16 protein-coding genes are annotated in these 19565 nt (G+C 59.5%); 1 reads left to right on the top strand and 15 read right to left on the bottom strand.

Annotation, left to right across the window (positions count from 1 at the left end):
- The 13 genes from hrpT to AO388_RS19895 all read right to left on the bottom strand — a co-directional run bounded on the left by hrpT (window position 1) and on the right by AO388_RS19895 (window position 11402).
- Window positions 1-204 carry an HrpT family type III secretion system protein gene (gene hrpT, locus AO388_RS19955; protein WP_003314144.1) on the bottom strand — a complete coding sequence of 68 codons (204 nt, stop codon included), beginning with the start codon at window positions 202-204 and terminating at the stop codon, window positions 1-3.
- On the bottom strand, window positions 201-2306 hold the full coding sequence (sctC, locus tag AO388_RS19950; protein ID WP_058416985.1) for a type III secretion system outer membrane ring subunit SctC: 2106 nt from the start codon (window positions 2304-2306) through the stop codon (window positions 201-203). Before sctC ends, hrpT begins: the two co-directional genes overlap by 4 nt.
- 1 nt (window position 2307) lies before the next feature.
- The gene (locus tag AO388_RS19945) at window positions 2308-2748 is read right to left on the bottom strand and encodes a type III secretion system protein HrpG (protein WP_003415377.1); all 441 of its coding nucleotides are present in this window, start codon (window positions 2746-2748) and stop codon (window positions 2308-2310) included.
- Window positions 2726-2950, bottom strand: coding sequence for a type III secretion protein (locus AO388_RS19940; RefSeq protein WP_003314139.1), 225 nt, complete (start codon window positions 2948-2950; stop codon window positions 2726-2728). Before AO388_RS19940 ends, AO388_RS19945 begins: the two co-directional genes overlap by 23 nt.
- A gap of 83 nt (window positions 2951-3033) precedes the next feature.
- Entirely contained in the window at window positions 3034-3615 is a 582-nt protein-coding gene (gene sctL, locus AO388_RS19935; RefSeq protein ID WP_054080718.1) for a type III secretion system stator protein SctL, read from the bottom strand.
- A gap of 33 nt (window positions 3616-3648) precedes the next feature.
- A complete protein-coding gene (locus tag AO388_RS19930; protein WP_054080717.1) occupies window positions 3649-4176 on the bottom strand; it encodes a hypothetical protein in 528 nt (175 codons plus the stop codon).
- Window positions 4176-4982 carry a type III secretion system inner membrane ring lipoprotein SctJ gene (gene sctJ / locus AO388_RS19925; protein ID WP_003433474.1) on the bottom strand — a complete coding sequence of 269 codons (807 nt, stop codon included), beginning with the start codon at window positions 4980-4982 and terminating at the stop codon, window positions 4176-4178. Before sctJ ends, AO388_RS19930 begins: the two co-directional genes overlap by 1 nt.
- Window positions 4983-4990: 8 nt before the next feature.
- The gene (sctI, locus tag AO388_RS19920; protein ID WP_003314135.1) at window positions 4991-5365 is read right to left on the bottom strand and encodes a type III secretion system inner rod subunit SctI; all 375 of its coding nucleotides are present in this window, start codon (window positions 5363-5365) and stop codon (window positions 4991-4993) included.
- Between the two features lie 27 nt (window positions 5366-5392).
- Window positions 5393-6418: a type III secretion system effector HrpZ gene (gene hrpZ / locus AO388_RS19915; protein WP_058416984.1), complete on the bottom strand. Its 1026-nt coding sequence runs from the start codon at window positions 6416-6418 to the stop codon at window positions 5393-5395.
- A 52-nt stretch (window positions 6419-6470) separates the two neighbouring features.
- Window positions 6471-6797 (bottom strand): Hrp pili protein HrpA, encoded by a 327-nt coding sequence (locus AO388_RS19910; RefSeq protein ID WP_003314134.1) that lies wholly within the window; start codon window positions 6795-6797, stop codon window positions 6471-6473.
- A gap of 92 nt (window positions 6798-6889) precedes the next feature.
- Entirely contained in the window at window positions 6890-7798 is a 909-nt protein-coding gene (gene hrpS / locus AO388_RS19905; RefSeq protein WP_003365153.1) for a transcriptional regulator HrpS, read from the bottom strand.
- Window positions 7799-7843: 45 nt separating this feature from the next.
- Window positions 7844-8788, bottom strand: coding sequence for a transcriptional regulator HrpR (gene hrpR, locus AO388_RS19900; protein WP_072365606.1), 945 nt, complete (start codon window positions 8786-8788; stop codon window positions 7844-7846).
- Between the two features lie 1075 nt (window positions 8789-9863).
- Window positions 9864-11402: a lytic transglycosylase domain-containing protein gene (locus AO388_RS19895; RefSeq protein ID WP_054080715.1), complete on the bottom strand. Its 1539-nt coding sequence runs from the start codon at window positions 11400-11402 to the stop codon at window positions 9864-9866.
- 218 nt (window positions 11403-11620) lie between these two features.
- Here AO388_RS19895 and AO388_RS19890 point away from each other — a divergent pair, with 218 nt between their 5' ends.
- The gene (locus AO388_RS19890; RefSeq protein WP_058416983.1) at window positions 11621-16990 is read left to right on the top strand and encodes an AvrE-family type 3 secretion system effector; all 5370 of its coding nucleotides are present in this window, start codon (window positions 11621-11623) and stop codon (window positions 16988-16990) included.
- A 61-nt stretch (window positions 16991-17051) separates the two neighbouring features.
- Here the strand turns inward: AO388_RS19890 and AO388_RS19885 are convergent, their stop codons facing one another.
- Window positions 17052-17441, bottom strand: a complete 390-nt coding sequence (locus AO388_RS19885; protein WP_003433480.1) for a type III secretion system chaperone — start codon at window positions 17439-17441, stop codon at window positions 17052-17054.
- A 98-nt stretch (window positions 17442-17539) separates the two neighbouring features.
- On the bottom strand, window positions 17540-19565 hold a 2026-nt coding region (locus AO388_RS19880), incomplete at its 5' end, for a hypothetical protein (RefSeq protein WP_058416982.1).

The following is a 19565-nucleotide window of genomic DNA, read 5'->3' as shown; positions in this document are numbered from 1 at the left end:
CTAGTCCCTTAACTTCACGACGGTGTAATCACGCTCGTGGTCCTGGTCGTCAAGACCGTCACGCATGTCCGGAGGCCACCAGATGACCAGTTCGCGGCTGGTGGAGTCCGGGCGTTTGCAGGCAGTTCCCGAACAACCGTGGGTGGCGCACCCGGTCAGGGTAGCGAACACCACCAACACGACTGCAACGCTGCTGATCTTCATGGCTTTGCCCCCCGGAGCAGTGATGGCCGGCTCTCTTTGGCCATTTTCGATATCTGTGGCTGACGTACCGCGATATACACTTCGCTTTCCTCGCCCGGTTGCAGCCATGCATGGGGCCAGGCGGCGACGCCGATGACCCAGCGACCACCGCAGCGACTCTCGTCGATCCGCACCGGTTTGTCGGTATTGTTGCGCGCGACCACGACAGCCACACCCCAGTCCTTGCGGGCATACCATTGCGAGCGCTGGCCATCGAGGCTCAGGCCCTGGCCCGGGTCACACAGGCTGTCGGTTTCAAAGGGCAGTGTTTCGCCATCATGCATGCCCTCTGGCGCAGCGCCATCAACCATCTGCGTGAAGACTTTCTGAATGTCGCCACGGGTAGGCAGCTCAGCGCCGTCACGCCGTTCCTTGATCCTTTTCATCTGATCATCGACGTCGTGAGGGTTGCCGTTCTGCACATAGCGAGCCGGGTTGACCTGATCGCCAATCAGTCTTGGCGTCAGGATGAACAGGCGCTCGCGCTGGCTCAGTTCACGGCTGCGTGACTGGAACAGCAGCTTGCCGATGTAGGGAATGTCGCCCAGCAACGGAACCTTGTGGACCTTGTCGTTGGCTTCAAGACCATGGAAACCACCGATGACCAGCGAACCGTGCTCGGCTATGACGGCCTGGGTACTGACATTGCCTTTGCGCACACTTGGCTGCGTGTCATTGATGTCGGAGATGTCGATCTGACCATCTTCGATATCGACGATCAGTTGCACCTGAGGCTTGCCATCGTGATCCAGCGAGCGCGGGGTCACCTGCAGACTGGTGCCTGCGGTGATGGGCTCGATATTGGCCACGCGTTCCGAGGTCGCGGTGAGGTATTCGGTGCGACTGAAGTCGATCACGGCCGGCTGGTTTTCAAGGGTAAGAATGGACGGGTTGCCGATCACCGACGCTGAGCCGTTACCTTCCAGCGCATGCAGTTCGGCGGCGAACTTGCCGGCGTTCTGAATGAACAGGGTGGAGCTGGTGCCAGCGTCGAACATGTTGGCGCCCCCGTTGACACTCCCGGCATTGAAGTTCCAGCGGCTGGACAGTTCTGCCAGCTCGTTGCGATCGATGTCGAGAATCACGGCGTCGATTTCGATCAGGTTGCGCGAAACATCCAGCTCTTTGATGAGCTTTTCGTACATGGCCTTGCGCGAGGGCAAGTCGTAGATCAGCACGGCATTGTTACGGACATCGGCGGTTACACGGATGTTGGCCCGCCCGCCAGAGCGACTTTTTCCACTGCTTTTGCTGCCGCCGCCACCATAGTGCAGCACCTGATCGAGGCCCTGCTCCAACGCATTGGTATCGAGGCCGCTGGAGCTCATTGGCAGACTCGGAGTGTCCGGGCTGCCACCGCCCGCCAGACCGTTACCGCGACCGCCTCGCCCCAGCAGATCCATACCATTGATGGACCCGCCGTGAGAACGGGTATCCAGCAAATCCTGGAGAATGCTGGCGACACCGGCGACCACCAGTTGTTGATCGCGATAGCGAATGGTGCGGTCCGCAGCACTGGCGTACTTGAGCGGAAATACGATGACGTCCTGTTTGTCGCCCTTTTCCGGCGCTTCGACTTTCTTGCTGTAATCGCGCACCAGTTCCACATATTTTGCCGGGCCGCGAACCAGAACCACGCCTTCGTTCGGCAATACCCCCCAACCGAAGCGCTTGTCCAGCAGCCCCACATCGGTCAAGGCAGTCTGCAGGTCATCCACCGCGTCGGAGGACACTTCGATGCGTGCCGAGGTGTGCTCGCTGGAGGGGCTGACGTACAACGTGTCGTTATACACAAACCACTGGAAGTGATATTCCTGGCCCAGACGATCGAGAAACTCTTCCGGGCTCTGGGCGCGTATCCGGTCATCGAGGACTCCCGGGATGGGCGGCATGTCCAGCGCCATGCCGAATTCCTTGGCGAAGTCGGCCAGCGCCGTCGCCAGCTCGGTCTGCCGGGCATCGTAGGCGTAAGCCGTATGTTTCCAGGCTTCGGGGGTCACCGCCCACGTGGCGGGGGACAGCCCGATCAACAATAAAGGCAACCACATCAAGGCCTTGCGCATTTCAAACTCCCGGTTGCCGGTGATTGAGGGTCGTGCGCCCGGCTAAGGCGGGCACGGAATTGACCAGAGTGGTGTGCATCAGGCTGAGCAAGGCCGCGCGCTGATTGGCCAGGCTTTCCAGACGGTTCAGCAGATCGGCAAGGCCGCAGGGGCCAGGCATCCAGCTGACCAGCACCATGCAGCGCGTTTGCGGATCGATGGCGAACGCGCCGTCACAGGCACACGCCAGGCTGGCACCGCCGTGACTGAGCAATGCTTCGATACGCTGAGGGTCGTTGGCGTCATAGGGGTCGAGTAATTCGATGCTGCAACGGACTCCGCCACCCACCATTTCCAGCCGTGCGTTGGCGTCGTCGACCCAGCAGTCGAGCGGGCTCGCCGGACGCTGATCACGCCACAGGCCGACGACCTCCTCGAACTCACTGAAATCCATCGATGACATTTTTGGTCATTTTATAACCAGCCTGCTGGCATTGATCAGCGATGTTGGAGCTGACCGCAGCCTGCTGGCTCGCCTCACTGAAGGCATCGATGTCGTCGGCGGTGAAATGCCCATTGCCCCCGTCCAGCACGTCATCCACGTCGGACAACGCGCGAGTGAGCGTGGAATCGAGGTTATTTTGCAGGGATTTGAAATTTATCATGTCCTGATACTCCAGCAGAAAGGTTCAAACCTTGAGTGGAGCAAACAGGTGGAGCGGTTCCATTTTCGCCGCAAGAGTCTGTTTCAGGCAGCTGGCTCCGCGCCTGCCAGCCCATTGCGAAGGGTTGCCCAATCGATTTCGAAAGCGCCGTTGGCGTCGCTCAGGCGCAGGCTTTCGGTGGTCAGCGTCGCATCGCGCTTGAGCTCCCAGTGCTCTGCAAAACGGCTCTCTGCCAACCATTCGGCGACCGGCTCGGCCATCTCCGGATGAACGCTGAGTGTGGCCACTGCTTCGTTGAGCTGACTGGCTGCCAGGTTCCTGACCAGTGCCCGAGCGCGCTCGGCAAGGGTTGTTTCGTCGAGCAACTGGCACAATGCCTCAGTCAGCAGTTCCTCTACAGCAGTCATGGCCTGCTGCTGCAAGGCTTCGCGCTGAACGTGCAGCTCGTCCAGAAAGGCATTGGCACGCTCCCAGAACTGCGCAAGCGCCTCCTGATGCCGATGATCGGCTTTAGCCTGCTCAAGCACCAGCAGTTGCTCAGCCTGACGGCGCGCGTCAGTCAGAATGTCGCGAGCCAGCAAACTGTTGGCGATGTCTTCACGGCGCAATACCGGCTCGGGCAGCACCGCGTCGGCAGTCAAAGTAATACTGCGTTTGGCAAGCATGGGAGAATTCCTGGTGCAGAGAGGAGCGGATACTCAGGTCGCGGTGACACGCCATAGAACAGCCTGCCACAACGTCTGAAGTTTATTTTCGGGGGCCGCGCAAGGTCTGTCGGTGACCTCATCGGGCGCCCAGGCCAGACGCAATCGCGACCAATACTCAGGCCCGAGCCAGGCACCCAACAGCAAGCGCGCATCTTCACGCTCCAGCTCCAGCCAGACACCGGGGCGCAACGCTTTGGTCAGCGCCCAGCACCACTGCCCGTCATGGCCGTCGCTTTCGTTACGGGAAAAACAGATGCGCTGCGCCAGATCCAGCGCCTGATCACGCTGCACGGGCGTCAGTGCCAGCCAGTTCAAAACAGGCTCCGCAGGCATTGGCGGTTGACTTGGCGTGATGCCGATACTCTGCAGGAACACACTGTGACGGCTGACCATAAGGGCTTCACATTCGCTGACGGTCAGTCCGCAGCGCTCGGCGAACCGGCTTTGCCAGCCCGGATGCGCCCATGGCCAGGGATTGCACCACCACTGAGTCCAATAGTCCTCGGCGGTCAGGTCCATCACGCGCGCGCCGGTACGGTCGAGCGACTCCGGCCGGCAAAGCCGATCCGCCGCAGCACTGAAGCGCGCCAGTCACTGCGCAACAGCAGCGCCGTGATCAGCAGCAATACCGCCAGGCCAGCCGGCACCAGCCAGAGCATCAAGTTCCAGAACGGCAAATTGGCGCTGTCCAGCTTGAACGGTCCGAAACTGACCCACTGTGTGGTTTCCTGAAACTCGGTAGCCGGTACGAACACAATGGAAAACTTTTTCGATTCTGCCGCTTGCGTCGACATACCGGGGATACTGCTGGCGACCATCTGCTGAATGCGTCCGCGCACGCTGTCCGGGTCAAGCGCTGCGGAGTGTTTGATGAACACCGCAGCAGAAGCAGGTTGCACCGGTTCGCCCGGTGCGATGCGTTCCGGAAGTACCACGTGCACCCTGGCCACGATGACGCCGTCTATCTGCGAAAGTGTCGCTTCGAGTTCCTGAGACAGGGCATAGATGTAGCGGGCGCGCTCTTCGAGCGGGGTCGAAATGACCCCTTCTTTCTTGAAGATATCCCCCAGACTGGCGCGGGACTGACGTGGCAGGCCGGCAGCGTTGAGCACTCTGACGGCGCGGTTCATGTCGCTTGTGGCGACGGTGACGACAACGCCGGTTTTTTCCAGACGTTTGCGCGCGTCGATATGCTGATCGGCAAGGCGCGCAACGACCTCGTTGGAGTCCTGCTCGGACAGGCCGGTGAACAGATCGGTTTCATCACTACAGCCGCCGAGCAACACCATGCAAATCAGCAACAGCCCTGCGCTCAGAAATTTCACGGAAACCTCTACTGCAAGTTAGTCAGCTTGTCGAGCGCCTGCGCAGTCTTGCTCACCACCTTGGTGGTGAGCGCAGTCTGCAACGAGCATTGCGACAAGGTTCTGGTCATCGCCGCGATATCCAGCGCGTCTCCAGTCCCGGAGGCTTTCTTCATCGACCGCATCGCTTGCTGAGACATTTTTTCGGTTTCGCCCAGACCGCCGGAAATTGCGCTGGCGATATGCTCGGAAAGCGGCGCTCCACTTGAAACGCCGTCCGGCTGCGTGGCAGCGGTGAAGATGTCGACATCCGCCTGGGCCGGTTCTGAAACGAGCCCCTGTGGCACATCCTGCCCGAGTTCCGGCGAGATGCTTTTAACATTACCAAGGTGGGAAATGGTCACGTGAGTTCTCCGTCAGGCGGTTGTCGGTCAGGCCGCAGCCTGATTGCGGGTGCCTTGCAGCAGCGTACTGACCAGCAAGGTGGCGATTTGCGCAGCGCTCGACTGCACGTCGCTGCCTGTTTGCCCGGCATCCTTGAGCGTTGCCTCCAGGCCCTTGAGCAGCAAGCCGCCCAGCAACTGATCAAGATCCTGAGCGGACTGTCCGCCATTCGCCGACGTACCGGTCTGCGGGGTGTTTACGGGTGTGCCCAGTCCACCACCGGCCAATACCGATTGCAGGCCACGGTCGATAAGCTCGCCGATCAGTTGCCCCGCTTCACCACGGGTATTGCCGCTGTCACCGGGACCGGTATTGGCGTCGATCAGCGGATCACCCATCACGGACGAGTTGTTGGAAAAACTGCTCGGAGTGCCCAGACCTCCACCCGTCCCTGCCAGACTGCCAGTGTCACTCTGCTGATTACCCAGTTGCTGGCCAATGATGTCGAGTGCCGAACGGAACGCAGCCGTTTCGTCGCCATCAAGGAAGTTGTCTTCCTTGAGTTCGTTCACCCAGGAGCCCGAGTCCGGTTTGGGAAACTGTGCGGGATTGTCATCCATGAACTGCGCGATCTTGTTCAGCATCGGCATATCGTCTTCGGAGAAGCTTGTCCCGCCATCCTGCTTGGTCAGAAGATCATCGAGCATCGACTTGGCCAGGCCATTGAGCACCTGAGTCATCAGGTCCTGCTGTCCGGTACCCGAGGCGCTGTCCGCAGACGCGCCGAAGTTGTCACCGAGCTTTTCATGGATCAGCTTGTCCAGCGCAGCGATGACATCCTCAATACCGCCGCCCGCCTTGCCATCCGCGGCCATCGACTTGGCCAGCAGTTTGCCCAATGGCGAGCTGTCGTCGAGTTGACCATTGCGCATCAGTTCCTCGGCCAGCTTCACGACAACTTCCTGAAGCGCCTTGCTCGACGTACTGCCAGTCGTCTCGGCTTCAGGACGTACCAGGACAAGGGCCATTGCCGGGGTTTGCAGCGAGCTGCTGTTAAGACTGAGACTCTGCATCACAACCTCCTAAAAGTAGCAGCCCCCTCAGGTACGAAGGGGCGTCAAGAAATCAGAACTGGACGACCGAGTTCCGGATCTTGCTTGCGACGATCTGGTTGGAAAGCGCCTCTTTCTTGTCCTCAAAGCCCGCCAGCATGCTCGACTCGCGGAGCAGGCCGTTCTCTTCGTTCGCGGTGCCGTCAAGCTCGGCACTTTTTGCATCGCCTTTGCTGATGCTGGAGCGAGTAGCGTCGATGCTGTCAGTGCTGCCGGTGTTGCTCACCAGTGCAGCATTACGGTCGGCGCTGCTCTTTACGCTGTTGATGCCCTGAGCGGCACCACCGATCGTGTTGACTACACCGCGACCCGCACCCGCCAGAGAACTCATGATAGTCATAACGTCATACCCCTTCGTCTGTACCAGCGTAATTGCTTGGTACAGCTAGGTGGCATGTGTCCGCGAATCGGTTCCAGATCTTCTGCAAAAAATCAGATGCTCAATTCCTTGATGCGACGGTAGAGCGTACGACGTGGAATATCGAGCTCCAGGCTGGCCGCGTCGATGCAATTGCGGTGGCGCTTGAGCGCTTGCTGAATCAAGGCCTTTTCGATCGCCCGCAATTGGAACTTGAGCCCGCACGCCATGTGCTCTTCGGTCTGCGAGTCAGCCCCCAGCAAGGGGAAGCCCAACACATGACGCTTTGCAGCGGCCTTGAGCTCGCGGATATTGCCGGGCCAGCGATGCCCCGTCAGTACCTGCTGCAGCAACGGGCATACATCGGGAATCGCGACGTTCAGTTCTTTGGCCGACGCCGCCACAAACCGAGTGAACAGCGGCAGGATACGCTCGGGCTGATCGCGCAGCGGCGGCAGTTTGAGGGTCAGCACGTTCAGGCGAAAGTACAGGTCGCGCCGAAACTTCCCCTCTTCGACGGCATCGTCCAGAGAGGCCTGAGCCGACGCAATCACACAGATATCCAGGTGGATCGTGGAGGTCGAGCCCAGACGCTCCAGTGCTCGGGTTTCAAGCACCCTCAGCAGCTTGGCCTGGAGGGCGAGCGGCATGCTATCGATCTCATCCAGATACAAGGTTCCACCCTGCGCCGCTTCGATGTAGCCCATTCGAGAACGGTCCGCGCCGGTGTAGGCTCCACTCACCACCCCGAACAGCTCGCTCTCGGCGAGCGATTCCGGAATGGCCGCGCAGTTCATCGGTACGAAGCGCCCCTGGCGCCCGGACATGTTGTGAATGCGCCGGGCAGTGGTGTCTTTACCGGTGCCGGTTTCGCCCGACAGCAAGACATCGATGCCGAGCTGCGAAATACTTTCGGCAACGATCCCCAGATTGGGTACGCGCTCCGCATCCAGGTCATCGTCAAACTCATCATCGAGATTCATTTCATGACTCCAATGGCATCGGCGTTGCGCGAGCGCAGCGGCGATTCAGGACTCGGCTGCCAGGTCGATATGCGAAGCAACCCCCAGCTCTTTCATGCGGTGGTAGAGGGTCCGCCGGGGCAGTTCGAGTTCCTCTAGCACAGCGTCGAAATTGTGGCGATGCCGCTTCAAGGCATCCTGGATGAGCATTTTCTCGATGACGCGCATCTGCATGCGCAGTCCTGTTACCGGGTCACGCGCTTCGACCGGCTCGGCGCCCAGCAACGGCAATCCGAGGACAAATCGCTTGGCAGCGGACTTCAGTTCGCGCACGTTGCCGGGCCAGTCATGACTCAACAGGATCTGTACACGCCCATTGTCGAGCGTTGGAGCGGAGCGGCCACACTCTGCGGCGATGTCCTGGGTGAACTGGTCGAACAATGGCAAAATCTGCTCGCGACGCTTGCGCAAGGCTGGCAACTGCAGTGTCAGCACATTGAGCCTGAAAAACAGGTCACGACGAAAAAGTCCTTGTTCCACCAGTTCATCCAGCGGGCGCTGGGCCGAGGCGATCACTCGCAGATCCAGGGGTATGAAGTCGGTCGAGCCCAGCCGCTCGACCCCCCTGCTTTCCAGCACGCGCAGGAGCTTGGCCTGAAGGCTCAACGGCATGCTGTCGATTTCGTCCAGATAGAGGGTGCCGCCGTTGGAGGCTTCGATGTAGCCCTCGCGAGCGCGGCACACGCCGGTGAACGCACCATTGACCACGCCGAATAGCTGACTCTCTGCCAACGACTCGGGGATGGCCGCACAGTTCATGCCGACAAAGGGCCCTGTCCTGCTCGACAGCTCGTGAATCCGGCTGGCCAGGGTGTCTTTGCCGGTGCCGGTTTCCCCGCAAAGAAGCAAGTCCATATCCAGTAGCGCACTGTGCATTGCAATTTGATGACCAGCCGATAATGCAGTTACGTTCCAACGCGTTCGAACGTCGTTATCAATGTCTGTGCTCATCGATCACTCTCATAGCGGGAGGAAGGCGGAATATTAATACCACGTCTTACAAGGCACACCTATAGTAATTTAGTTCCCCAACGATGGTAAAAAATTTCACAAACTCGAGAATCACTATCAAGTAGCGCCAGCACCTTAAGATTCACTCGGTATAGCGAACGCGCTTTTACATGACCTTATTAATATATACTTATTCCAAAATTATCATAGACTTACGCTGGCCAAGCATCGCCGCAGGCCCCACAGCTGCTGGGGATCCGGGCGCATGCCCGATCAGGAGCCATAATGAAATCGAAAAATTTGTAACTTGCCAATCGTAGAAAAAACAGTTAGCCACCCCATGAACTTCGATGCCCCTGCACGGTGTGCCGCAACGCGTGAGTTCTTTGCAACAGTAAAAATCGATCAAACCAAAAGAATAAAGCACATGCACTTAATAGATTGACTTTCAATAACATTACAACTAACAAACTCAGGCATAAACCTGTCAATGTCCAACCTGCTCCACACGTTCGAATATAAAGTGCCGGACTGCAAAACAATGCCCGATAACTGGGCGGATACAACCAAGTTATCAGTCGGATTTCCGAACAGTGCGACATCGCTGATTTGGTTGGATCCAGAATCCCCCCATTTCTTGGGCCCATCTCGCGATAGCTTTTTGCCACACCTGCATTCGGTAATCCGAACGCGTCGCCTTTTCAGAATTTAGATTGTCAGGTTCTGAAAATGGCTAATCGGCTGAAAGGATTCACTGTAGGACAATCCGGCAATCAAGGATTATGGCGCTGTGAACTTTTCCCTCCATAAGCAGCGCTGATACCTCATCATCACTGAGATTGTTTCAAAATATGTGTAAGTATTTACTTACAATTCTTTACAAAGTTTGCATGATCCATTGAGAAACATATCTGGTGCAGGTCGGTCAGCCGCCCTTTTTACGCCCCTATAACGGCAAAAAAAGGAGCAAAATTCTGCCTCCGAGGATTTCGGATACACACTGAAAACGCGAAAAAGCACTAAAAAAGGTCAATTTTCAGGTGCTTTAAGGGCTCAGGAGAAAAAAATCGAGAGGTTATTGGCGTGGATCGCTCGCGTACACTACGACACGAGGACCGTTCGGCAGCTCACGCGGCTCATCGCGGTACGCGATCTCGTCGCGCTTGCGTGGCGACGAACGGTCATCGATGTACAGCCTCTTTTGTATCCGGCGGTCCAGTAACGAACGCTCGTTTTGCGATTCAAGCTGTGTCGCCTGCGACGACGCCAGACGCTCAGGCTGGATGGGGTCGGATACAGGCACCCGCTCGGCAGCGTTAACGGGTTGCGCGGCGCCGGGCAAGGGTTCCTGCCTGGCAACCTGCACCACTTTCGGTTGAGGTTCACGTCTGACCGGTTGCACCGATTCCGGTGCCGGCTCCCGCCCAAGAACCTGCATCAGGCCTACGGTCTGCTCGCGCGCTGCTGCGTGCAACGGTCCAGGCGTCGGAGCGCGCTCGGCCACCTGCGACGATGGCTGACGCTCGAGCACGCGCTTTCCAGGGCTGGGCGGGATGACAGCGGTTGTCGGCGACTCTCCGGTGATCCGCTCGATACCAGCAGTCAAAACCTGCGTGTGGGTCTTGGGAATCAGCAAGCGTCCCGGCCCATCCGGGGTCTTTTTTCGCAGGAATGCCGGGTTGAGGCGCAACAACTGCGCCTCATCTACCCCGGTGGTGGCGGCGAGCTGAGTCAGGTCTACCGTGTGGTTGAGCTCAACCACATCGAAATACGGCATGTTGGCGACCGGCGTCAGTTGCACGCCATAGGCGCCTGGATTACGCACCACCAGCGAGAGTGCCAGCAGGCGCGGAACGTAGTCCTGGGTTTCGCGGGGTAAATTCAAATGCCAGTAGTCGACAGGCAAGCCACGCCGACGGTTGGCGTCGATCGCTCGTGCAACCGTACCCTCGCCTGCGTTATAGGCCGCCAGTGCCAACAGCCAGTCGTTATTGAACTGATCATGCAGGCGAGTCAGATAATCCATCGCCGCCTTGCTTGACGCTACGACATCGCGGCGGGCGTCGTAGGTAGCGCTCTGGTTCAAGTTGAACTGGCGACCGGTGGACGGGATGAACTGCCAGAGGCCCGCTGCCGCCGCCGGGGAGTTGGCCAAGGGATTGTAGGAGCTCTCGATCATGGGCAAGAGTGCCAGTTCCAATGGCATGTTGCGCTCATCCAGGCGCTCGACAATGAAATGCAGATAAGGCGTGGCGCGCTTGCTGGCCCCGGTCAGGAAGCCCCTATTGTTCAGCAGCCAGTCACGCTGACGAGCAATACGTTCATTGACGCCCTGCCCGTCCACCAGCCGGCATCGCTGCGCTACCCGTTGCCAAACGTCCTCGCCGTTGTAGACGGGCAAATCGGAAACAGTCGTTGCAGCCAGAGGGTTTGCCTGCGCGTCGTCAGAGCGATGCCCCAGCCCGGCGACCAGTCGCGGTAAGCGGTCCAGGCGCGGCTGTGAGTCATCGACTGACTGACAGCCCACACACAGCGACCCCAAGGCCAGGACGGCGATCTGTATCGAACGAGCCAGCAAACGAGGAGACGAAACGTGGAGGGCAACGGCGGCCATGTGCGGAATGTCCTGAACGTGTCCCCCTACGTGGCACGCCCGCCTTTCCAGTTCCCTGCAACGCGTATTTCGCTTGCGTACGCACAAGCCTGAAACGTTTCAGCCAGCTGTTTTTCTGTGGAACCGGTGCCTTTCCCATGCCACACAGAAGCTGAAGGACTTTTCAAAGGGTTACAAAATCGCCGTCGTCGGGCGGCAAATGGAAAGGGAGATGCACCGTGCAGGCACCAACGGTCAACCGCAATACCGGTAACGTCATTTCGCCAGAAGCAACAGCAAGAGCCGACAACCCTTCAAATCTGCGGCAGCAAACTGAACAGCCGACCCAGCGCTCCTCACATTCCCTGGGGAGCATGGGAAAACGGCTGCTGAAAAGCGTCGGTAAGGTTTTCCAGAAATCCAGGGCACCCCGGCAGTCGGCCGCCAGATCGCCCAGTACACAAACACCCTCAAGCTCGGCGCCGCGCTCCAGTCGCGAGGCCGGCAGAAATACCGGTCGTGGCAATCATTTGCAGGATAACCCGGCGCCGCGCAGCGACCAGCCTCCCAAGTCCATTCTGCGCACCAGTGCGAACAGGGCAAACGCGTCAGGGACGACGACGCATGAAATAGAAGAAGGATCGACGCGGACAGGCACTGCCCCCCGTAACAATCGCCGTGTCACATTCAATCTTCCGCAGGATCAGCTCACACACAGCGCTTCGCAGCAGCTCTCCGCAGAGCCCATGACTGACGAAGAGGCGGTCGCCAGCGCTATGCGCGAACGCCGTAACCCTGGCAGCCGCCTGCAAGGCTCCGATGGTACACGCCAGTCAATGCAACCTGTGGACACGAACACGGCAAGCAGTTCCGGCACCAAAGCCGACGATCCTGAAGAGCCGCTTGCGCCGCGCAACCCCGGGCTGGAACCTGGCACCAGCGGGCGCTCCGCGCTCAAGAGCGAGCAACGGGTACGCAATGCGCAACCACAGGCCACTGTCAGGCTGAGTGCCGATGGCAAGCCGGATTTCTCTTCGTTCAAGACGCCCGGCATGGCCGCGCTGCTGGACGACATACTCGCCAAGCCCGGACAAACCTATCTGGCGCAGCAGAGTGAGCAAGGCGCGCAGGGCCACCAACTTCTGCAAGCCAACGGGCATCTGCTGCATCTGGCGCAGGACGACAGCTCGCTGGCCGTCATCCGCAGCAGCGAGCCCACACTGCCGGTAGCAGGCGGGAAACCTCCTCCGGTGAACATGCAGCGTGAAGAAAACCACATTCATCTCGACACCCTTGACGGGCGGCGCAGCCAGGAGTTGCCAGGCAAGGCCCATATCGCCCACCTCACCGAGGTCCATCAGACCACCAGCGGCGACCGCCTGCGCGTGCATGAAGACCGGCTGTACCAGTTCGAACCGCTCGCCGCTCGCTGGAAACCAGTGGATGATATCGAGGACATCGCTTTCAACCGCCTGATAACCGGAGGCAACGGCTCGGTCTACGCCAAAAGTGACGATGTCGTCGTCGATCTCTCCAGCCCGTTCATGCCGCACGCCGAGTTCAACGACCTGAAGTCATTTTCGGTTGCCCCTGACGATACCGCGGCACTGCTCAGCGGCTCGGACGTGCAGACCGTCCTGCTGGCCGACATGAGTCCGGTGATTGGTGGGCTGACCCCGAAAAAAACCAAAGCCCTTGAACTCGACGGTGGTCAGGCACAGGCCGCCGAAGTTGCCCTGAGCAACGACAGGCTATTTATTGCAGACACGCAGGGCAGGCTTTACAGCACTGATCGCAGCGCCTTCGAAAGCAACGACCCGATGTTGCGCCTGATGCCGGAGCGGGCCGGCTACAGGCTGGACGATCAACCCATGGGCGGCCACAACAGCGTCAGCGGATTCATCAGTGGCGATGACGGTCGCGTGCACGCGCTGATCAGGAATCGTCAGGGCGAGGTGCACTCCCATGCGCTCGATGAGCAGGGTACGAAACTGGAAAGCGGCTGGAACCTGACCAATGCGTTGGTACTGGACAACACACGCGGCCTGACGGTTATGCCAGCGCCCGCCGGGGCCGACCGCCTGCACCTCGACCGTGCCGGGCTGGTCGGCCTGAGCGCCGGTCGTAGCCAGCGTTGGGATGCGACGCCACAGTGCTGGAAAGATGCTGGCATCAGGGAGGTGGATCGCTTGCAACGCGGTGCCGACAGCAACGCCTACGTATTGAAAGGTGGCAAGCTGCTCAGGCTGGATGTGGCCCCTAAACACCCCAATGTCGCCTTCGACCACAATACGGCGCTGGCCCAGATAGCACGCTCGACCAAGGTGGCGATGGGCAAGGAAATCGCAGGGCTGGAGAATCGGGTCGTGACCGCCTTTGCCATGGTCAGCGACAAGCGCTTTGTTGTGCTCGATGATCAGAACAGGCTGACGGCCCATAGCAAGGACCACAAACCCATTGATCTGGATACGTCCGCAATCGAGGGAGACATCAAGGAACTGACCCTGGACGAAAAGCACAACCTTTACACACTGAGCAGCACCGGCAAGCTTTACTGCATGCCCAGAGAGGCATGGCAGGCAACCCGATTCGGAGGCCAGTTGGCCGCCAAATGGACGCCACTCGCGGCACCTGACGGGCAACCGGTCAAAGCGCTGTACAGCAATGATGACAATCGCTTGAGCGTCCAGATCGAGGACGCCACCGGTCAAGGCCTGATGCAACTGAAAGAGGGGCAGTGGCAAGCGTTCGAACAGCGTCCCGTGGAAAAAAACGGCTTGAACGACGTCTACAATCGCATCACGCGAGCGCACAAGACCTGGCGGATTCCAGGCACCGGGTTGACGGCCAAGCTGGACATCAATGCATTCGGGCGCAGCGGCATGGAGAAAAGCAATCGTCCCGCCGCCAGCGAGGCTATTCGGGCCAATGTCTACAAGCACACGCTGGAACCGCCTCGCTGGATGAAGAACGTCGGCAACAACATCCAGCATCGCTATCATGGTCGCGAGGGCCTGAAGGAGCTCTACAAGAAAGAGCTGATCGCGTTCAAACAACTTGAACTGATTCATGAAGCCGGCGGCGCACCGCCGACCCCGGGCAACGATCTGAAGGCGCGAATTGCGCGCCTGCAGCTTGGCCCTGAAGGCGCTGAGCTGGCAAAAGAACTGGAAGTATTCCGCGACGAACTGGAGAAGCACGCCAGGACCGCTTTGGAGAACATCGGCAAGGATTACGGCAAGCTCAAAAACCTGAGGCAGAACGACGGCGTGCTCAACCAGCACAGCGAATTGGCAAAGTCGTCGAAACGCACTCAGCTAGGCAAGAAGCTGGCTGAACTGGGGTCGATGCTCAACTTCAAAAGCTCCGGCCATGATTTCGTCAATGAGCTGGATAACGCACTGACCCGGGTCGCCCCGTCCGCAGAAAACCCAACGGCCGCAACGCTCAAGCGGCTGAAAGACAACGGGGTAAAGCTTTCTCACACCAAAACCGATATCGGTCTGGGTCAACGCCGCGATGCCAATGAAGATCACGGGCTGAGCAAGGCCCGCCTGGCGCTGGATCTGGTCACCCTGAAAGACCTCGGCGCGCTGATTGGCAAGGTTGAGCTGCTGGCACGCAGCAGCGACCTGCCCAGGCTGCAAGCGGAATTGACCTCGTTACGCGATGTGACCTATGGCGAGAACCCGGTCAAGCAGGTCACCGACATGGGCTTTACCGATAACGCAGCACTGGAAGGAGCGTATGACGCGGTCAAGGCGTTCTCGAACGCATTAAAAAAATCCGACCACGCTGTCAGCGTCAATATGCGCGCGGCAACCGGCAGCCAGGATCAGTCCGAGCTGGCCGACACGCTCAAGGCCATGCTCAAAAACCTGGAGCATGGCGACGATGAAATCGGCGTGCAACGCAGTTACGGGCTGAACCTGACCAGCCCGTTCGCCGTCCTTGCCGACAAGTCGACAGGCCCGTGGCCGACCGCCGGGGCTACCGGCAATCGCAACTACCTCTTCAGTGCTGAACGTTGCGAAGGTGGCGTGACCCTGTACCTGATGAGAGAAGCGGCCGGCAATATCAGCGGCGGCGTGGGGGGTGGCAAGGACTACTGGCCTGGCTTTTTCGACGAAAACCACCCTGCCCGCAGCGTCGATATCGGTAACAACCGCAAGATGACCCCGAACTTCCGTCTTGGCGGAGACGTGACCGCAACCGCTGCCGCGAGCCAGCGTGCCGGGGTGATCTTCAATGTAGCGGACGACGAAATCGATGGATTCGTCGACGACCTGTTCGAAGGCAAGCTCAACCCCTTGCAGCTGTTGAACAAGGTCAAGGACCACGAAACCTATGAAGCGCGCCGCTTCAATTTCGATATCACGACAGGCTTCAGCGCCGATATGCGCGTCGGCTTCGGTCTGTCGGAGGCCGACAGCGCGCCGCTTTCCGCCGTTGCGCGTCTGGGCGTGGCGGCGAATGTCACGGTCAACCTGCTGAGCTACACCGATTACTCCCTGACCCAGAAGAACGACAAGACAGAACTGCGCGAAGGCGGCAAGAACCGGCCGCGCTTTTTCAACAGTCTGATCTTCGGCGGGCAGGCGCGCGGGCAGATCGGTGGCACGCACACCAACGCCACAGCGACCCCGGCCTCCGCTGCCGGGCCGACGCCAGCGACTCAATCGGCGGCCAATAACCTGGGCGTCGCAGCGAACGTGACCATCGATGACAAAACCGTCAAACGGGTCAAGTTCCGCTTTAACGTAGCGACCCCGATGAGCACCGAGAGCCTGGACAAACTGTCGAAAAGTCTCGCTGCAGCCTTCAAGGATAAAGCCACGACAGCCAGGCTTGCAGCGCTGCAGGATCCGCTGAACGCGCTTTACGCCGACATGGACACTGAGCAGGCCACTCAGGCACGACTTGACGAGCTCAAAGCGCTGTTTGCCGACAGACCGTCGCAGAACGACACGCAATACAAGGCGCTTCGAGACCTGAAACGGGCGGCCGTGCAACACGAAGCGTCGATCAGCAATCACAGCGTGCTGGACAATGCCCGCTTCGAAACCAGCAAGACCAACCTGTCCGGCCTGAGCAAGGAAAGCATCCTCACCAGAATCATGGGTTCGATACGCGAAGCCAGTGCGCCCGGCAACGCCGCCAGGGTCGCCGAGTACATGCGTCAGGACCCGACGCTCAGCGCCATGGTCAAGCAGCTTGAAAACAGCCAGGGCACCCTCGCCCGGGTACGCCTTGAACCAAAAGACTCGCTGATCGACGAGATCGACGAAGGCAGCCGCAGGGGTACGCTGACGCAGACCGAACTCTCCGGCCTTCTGGAAAATCGCAACAACATGAGGATCAAAAGGCTGGTGGTGTTCCATGCGCCACCGCAGACCGAGAACTTCACGTCACCCACGCCACTGATCAGCTACAACAGCGGTGCGTCGTTGAGCGTGAACAAGACCCTCGGGCGAATCAACTTCATCTATGGCGAAGACCAGGACAAACCCATCGGCTACACGTTCGACGGGGAGCTGTCGCGGCCCTCGGCATCGCTGAAAGAGGCGGCAGGCGAGTTGAAACTGTCGGGCTTCGAAGTCAAAAGCTGATAGCTGAAACAACGCAAAAGCGCCGCATGGAAGCGGCGCTTTTGCGTGCACACCCGTCTGCTCAGGCGTGCAGAAATGCGCGGGCTTCGCGTGCCTGAGCAATAAAGCCACGCGTCACGTCGCAAAAGGCTGGCTCATCGAGCGACACCAGCTCACGTTGCGCACACAGGCGTACATCGCCCTGATCGACGGCAAACCAGCAACCGTGCAAACGGGCGACATCGAAGTTCAGGCTCAACAAATGCTGCAAATCGGCAGTGCGTTCAGGGCAGCGCCCGACGCGGCAATGAAAGATGACCATTTCACTGTGCTCGGGCAGCTCGATGACGGCGGCTTCGTTATCCTGGCCGTCATACAGCGCGCATACCCCGTTCTGCCAGGTAAGCGAAGTGCCAAGCTGGGTACCCAGCGCAGTGATGAAACGGGAAAACTCATGTTGCGAGGTATTCATCGTCATAGTCCTTTAAGAAAAGCCTGAGCTGACCAGGCAGTGAGTGGCTGCCTGGCGCTGTCGGTTCCAAAAGAAAGGCTCAGCCCTGGTTGCTTTCGTCAGCGTCGGCGCCCCTCCTCCATCGCCGTCAGTTCGACAGCAGCGGCGTCATCAACTGCTGGCGATGATGTTTCCGCTGGTTTGAGTGCATCGCGCAACGAGGACACGCCGCTTGCTACGCCGTCTTCCACGACACGCACCGTATCGACCACCACCTGGGTCGGTAATTGCAGCGCCCCCCTGGCCATGTGATAGGCGTTTTCCACGGCTCTGGGGACGCCACCCAAGGTAGCTGGCTGGAACGTATGCGGCAGTGAAGCTCTGTCCGGATGGCGGATGTTGCTCAGGGCGGTTTCAGTGCGGGCTACCATTGGCGTGGCGCCGCCCATGCCCGCCTCTTTCAAGGCCTTGGCCTCGGCCGTAACCGACTGGTTGGCATACAGGGTCGACAGGTACGACACCGAACCGGTTGCCGCCAGCGCCATGTTGCGCAGGATATTACCCGCGCTGAGCGTGCCGGATGTACCTTCGGGCTGGACTGCCACCGGTGGTAGCGCGCCGTTCAGCGCTGCGCTCTGCACACCTGAAACAGCCTTGCTGTAGAACGCGGTGCGTACCGCCGGCTCGCGAAGGTCCAGGCCTTTGGCCAGGTCCTTGCCCAGGTCGGCATTGGCGCGGTCCGGGGTGAAGACCGGGATCTTGCGTCCGCGCGGATCGACATAGGTCGAGTTCATCTGTGCAATGGTCTGGGTGGTGGCTGATATGGCCCCGGCGATCCCGGAGGTCACCGCTCTGGCCGACAGGGTCTGGCCATTGAGCAGATTGAAATCATTCAGCATCTGGCGTACCGCCTGCCCGCCACCAAAGGCACCGTAGGGGATCATCTCACCCAGTGGGTGGGTGGACGAAACCTGAACCTTTTTCTGATTCAAAACCGCTCGCTCGCTTTCGACGAAGGCTTTGTCCTCAGCGGCTTCTTCAGGTGTTTTTCTGACCAGTGCGCCGTTGTCGTTCTTCAACTCGAAAGGGTCGGGAATCACCGAGTCAGTATCGATCCCTTTGAGTGGCACCATATTCAGCCGTTCGTTGAGGCCGGTTTTCTGAAACCCGGCCTGCACGATCGGCTTCAACAGGTTGGTAATGCCCTCATGAGCCACCCCGGCAGTCAGTCCTACGGCCAGGGCCCTCTTCATGCTGGCGTCGGCGCTCTTTCCGGGAACGGCATCTTTCATCGCGTCACCGGTGGCCGTACGGATATACCCCAGGTGGAGCATGGACACCATAAACTGCGGCACCGCTGCCGCGACGATCGGACCGACCCCCTTCCAGCCGCCGACCGAGTTGCGATCAACGTTCAGCTTGTCGATCAGAGCATCCATTTGCGTGTGAGCGGCAACGGCATTCAGCCGCTTGGCTTCAGGCGATTTGCAGAAGTCGGCGTGCAAGTCGCTCAGCATCGCTCTGGCCGTTTCCAGCGCCTGTCTATCCATCAGCAGACCCGGTCTGCTGCCCTCATTGGCGCCCTCCAATTGACTGTCCAGTGCGGCGATGCGTTCGTCCAGCACCGCGAGACTGTGGTTCAACCCCGCTTCGATGGACTTACTCGCCCGACCGGCGTATTCGCCCAGCGCCGCCTGACTGACCGCCAGCGTGTTGCGGTCGCGCAGCCCTCCGGGGCCGAATCCATCAGCCGTCGCGTCGTGCATGAGCTGGAAGTGTTCCAGCTGGTCTGCGAGCGACTGGGCAAAGCCCTTGATCAGTTGCTCGGTCTCGGCCTTGCCTGGCACATGCCCTGGCTCAGCGAATCGTCCGAGCGTTTGCTGCAAGTCGGAGCCATGAAACTGTTTCAACTCATAACGCTCAGGCGCCAACCGGGCGGCCATGACTTCGAAGGGCAGCTTTTCAGACTGCAACAAACTGCCGATCAGCAGGGCCGCGTTAGAGCTGATAGTCGGTGTGGAAGTGCCTTGTACGGTGGGCTGTTCGGCACGAAACTTCTGCAAAATCGGCAGATGTCGCGGCGCGACTGGCAGGCGAGCGGCGCCGGCCGCCGAGCTTTCCGGCGCCTGCGCGGCCGACTGGCTG

This window comes from Pseudomonas sp. ICMP 10191 (genome assembly GCF_001467335.1).
GTDB classification, from domain to species: domain Bacteria; phylum Pseudomonadota; class Gammaproteobacteria; order Pseudomonadales; family Pseudomonadaceae; genus Aquipseudomonas; species Aquipseudomonas cerasi.
This window is presented reverse-complemented; position numbering and strand designations above follow the sequence as displayed.

Coding starts and splice junctions, on each gene's coding strand:
- hrpT (WP_003314144.1), bottom strand. CDS start 204: ATGAAGATCAGCAGCGTTGCAGTCGTGTTGGTGGTGTTCGCTACCCTG.
- sctC (WP_058416985.1), bottom strand. CDS start 2,306: ATGCGCAAGGCCTTGATGTGGTTGCCTTTATTGTTGATCGGGCTGTCC.
- AO388_RS19945 (WP_003415377.1), bottom strand. CDS start 2,748: ATGTCATCGATGGATTTCAGTGAGTTCGAGGAGGTCGTCGGCCTGTGG.
- AO388_RS19940 (WP_003314139.1), bottom strand. CDS start 2,950: ATGATAAATTTCAAATCCCTGCAAAATAACCTCGATTCCACGCTCACT.
- sctL (WP_054080718.1), bottom strand. CDS start 3,615: ATGCTTGCCAAACGCAGTATTACTTTGACTGCCGACGCGGTGCTGCCC.
- AO388_RS19930 (WP_054080717.1), bottom strand. CDS start 4,176: ATGGACCTGACCGCCGAGGACTATTGGACTCAGTGGTGGTGCAATCCC.
- hrpZ (WP_058416984.1), bottom strand. CDS start 6,418: ATGCAGAGTCTCAGTCTTAACAGCAGCTCGCTGCAAACCCCGGCAATG.
- AO388_RS19910 (WP_003314134.1), bottom strand. CDS start 6,797: ATGACTATCATGAGTTCTCTGGCGGGTGCGGGTCGCGGTGTAGTCAAC.
- hrpS (WP_003365153.1), bottom strand. CDS start 7,798: ATGAATCTCGATGATGAGTTTGACGATGACCTGGATGCGGAGCGCGTA.
- hrpR (WP_072365606.1), bottom strand. CDS start 8,788: ATGAGCACAGACATTGATAACGACGTTCGAACGCGTTGGAACGTAACT.
- AO388_RS19895 (WP_054080715.1), bottom strand. CDS start 11,402: ATGGCCGCCGTTGCCCTCCACGTTTCGTCTCCTCGTTTGCTGGCTCGT.
- AO388_RS19885 (WP_003433480.1), bottom strand. CDS start 17,441: ATGAATACCTCGCAACATGAGTTTTCCCGTTTCATCACTGCGCTGGGT.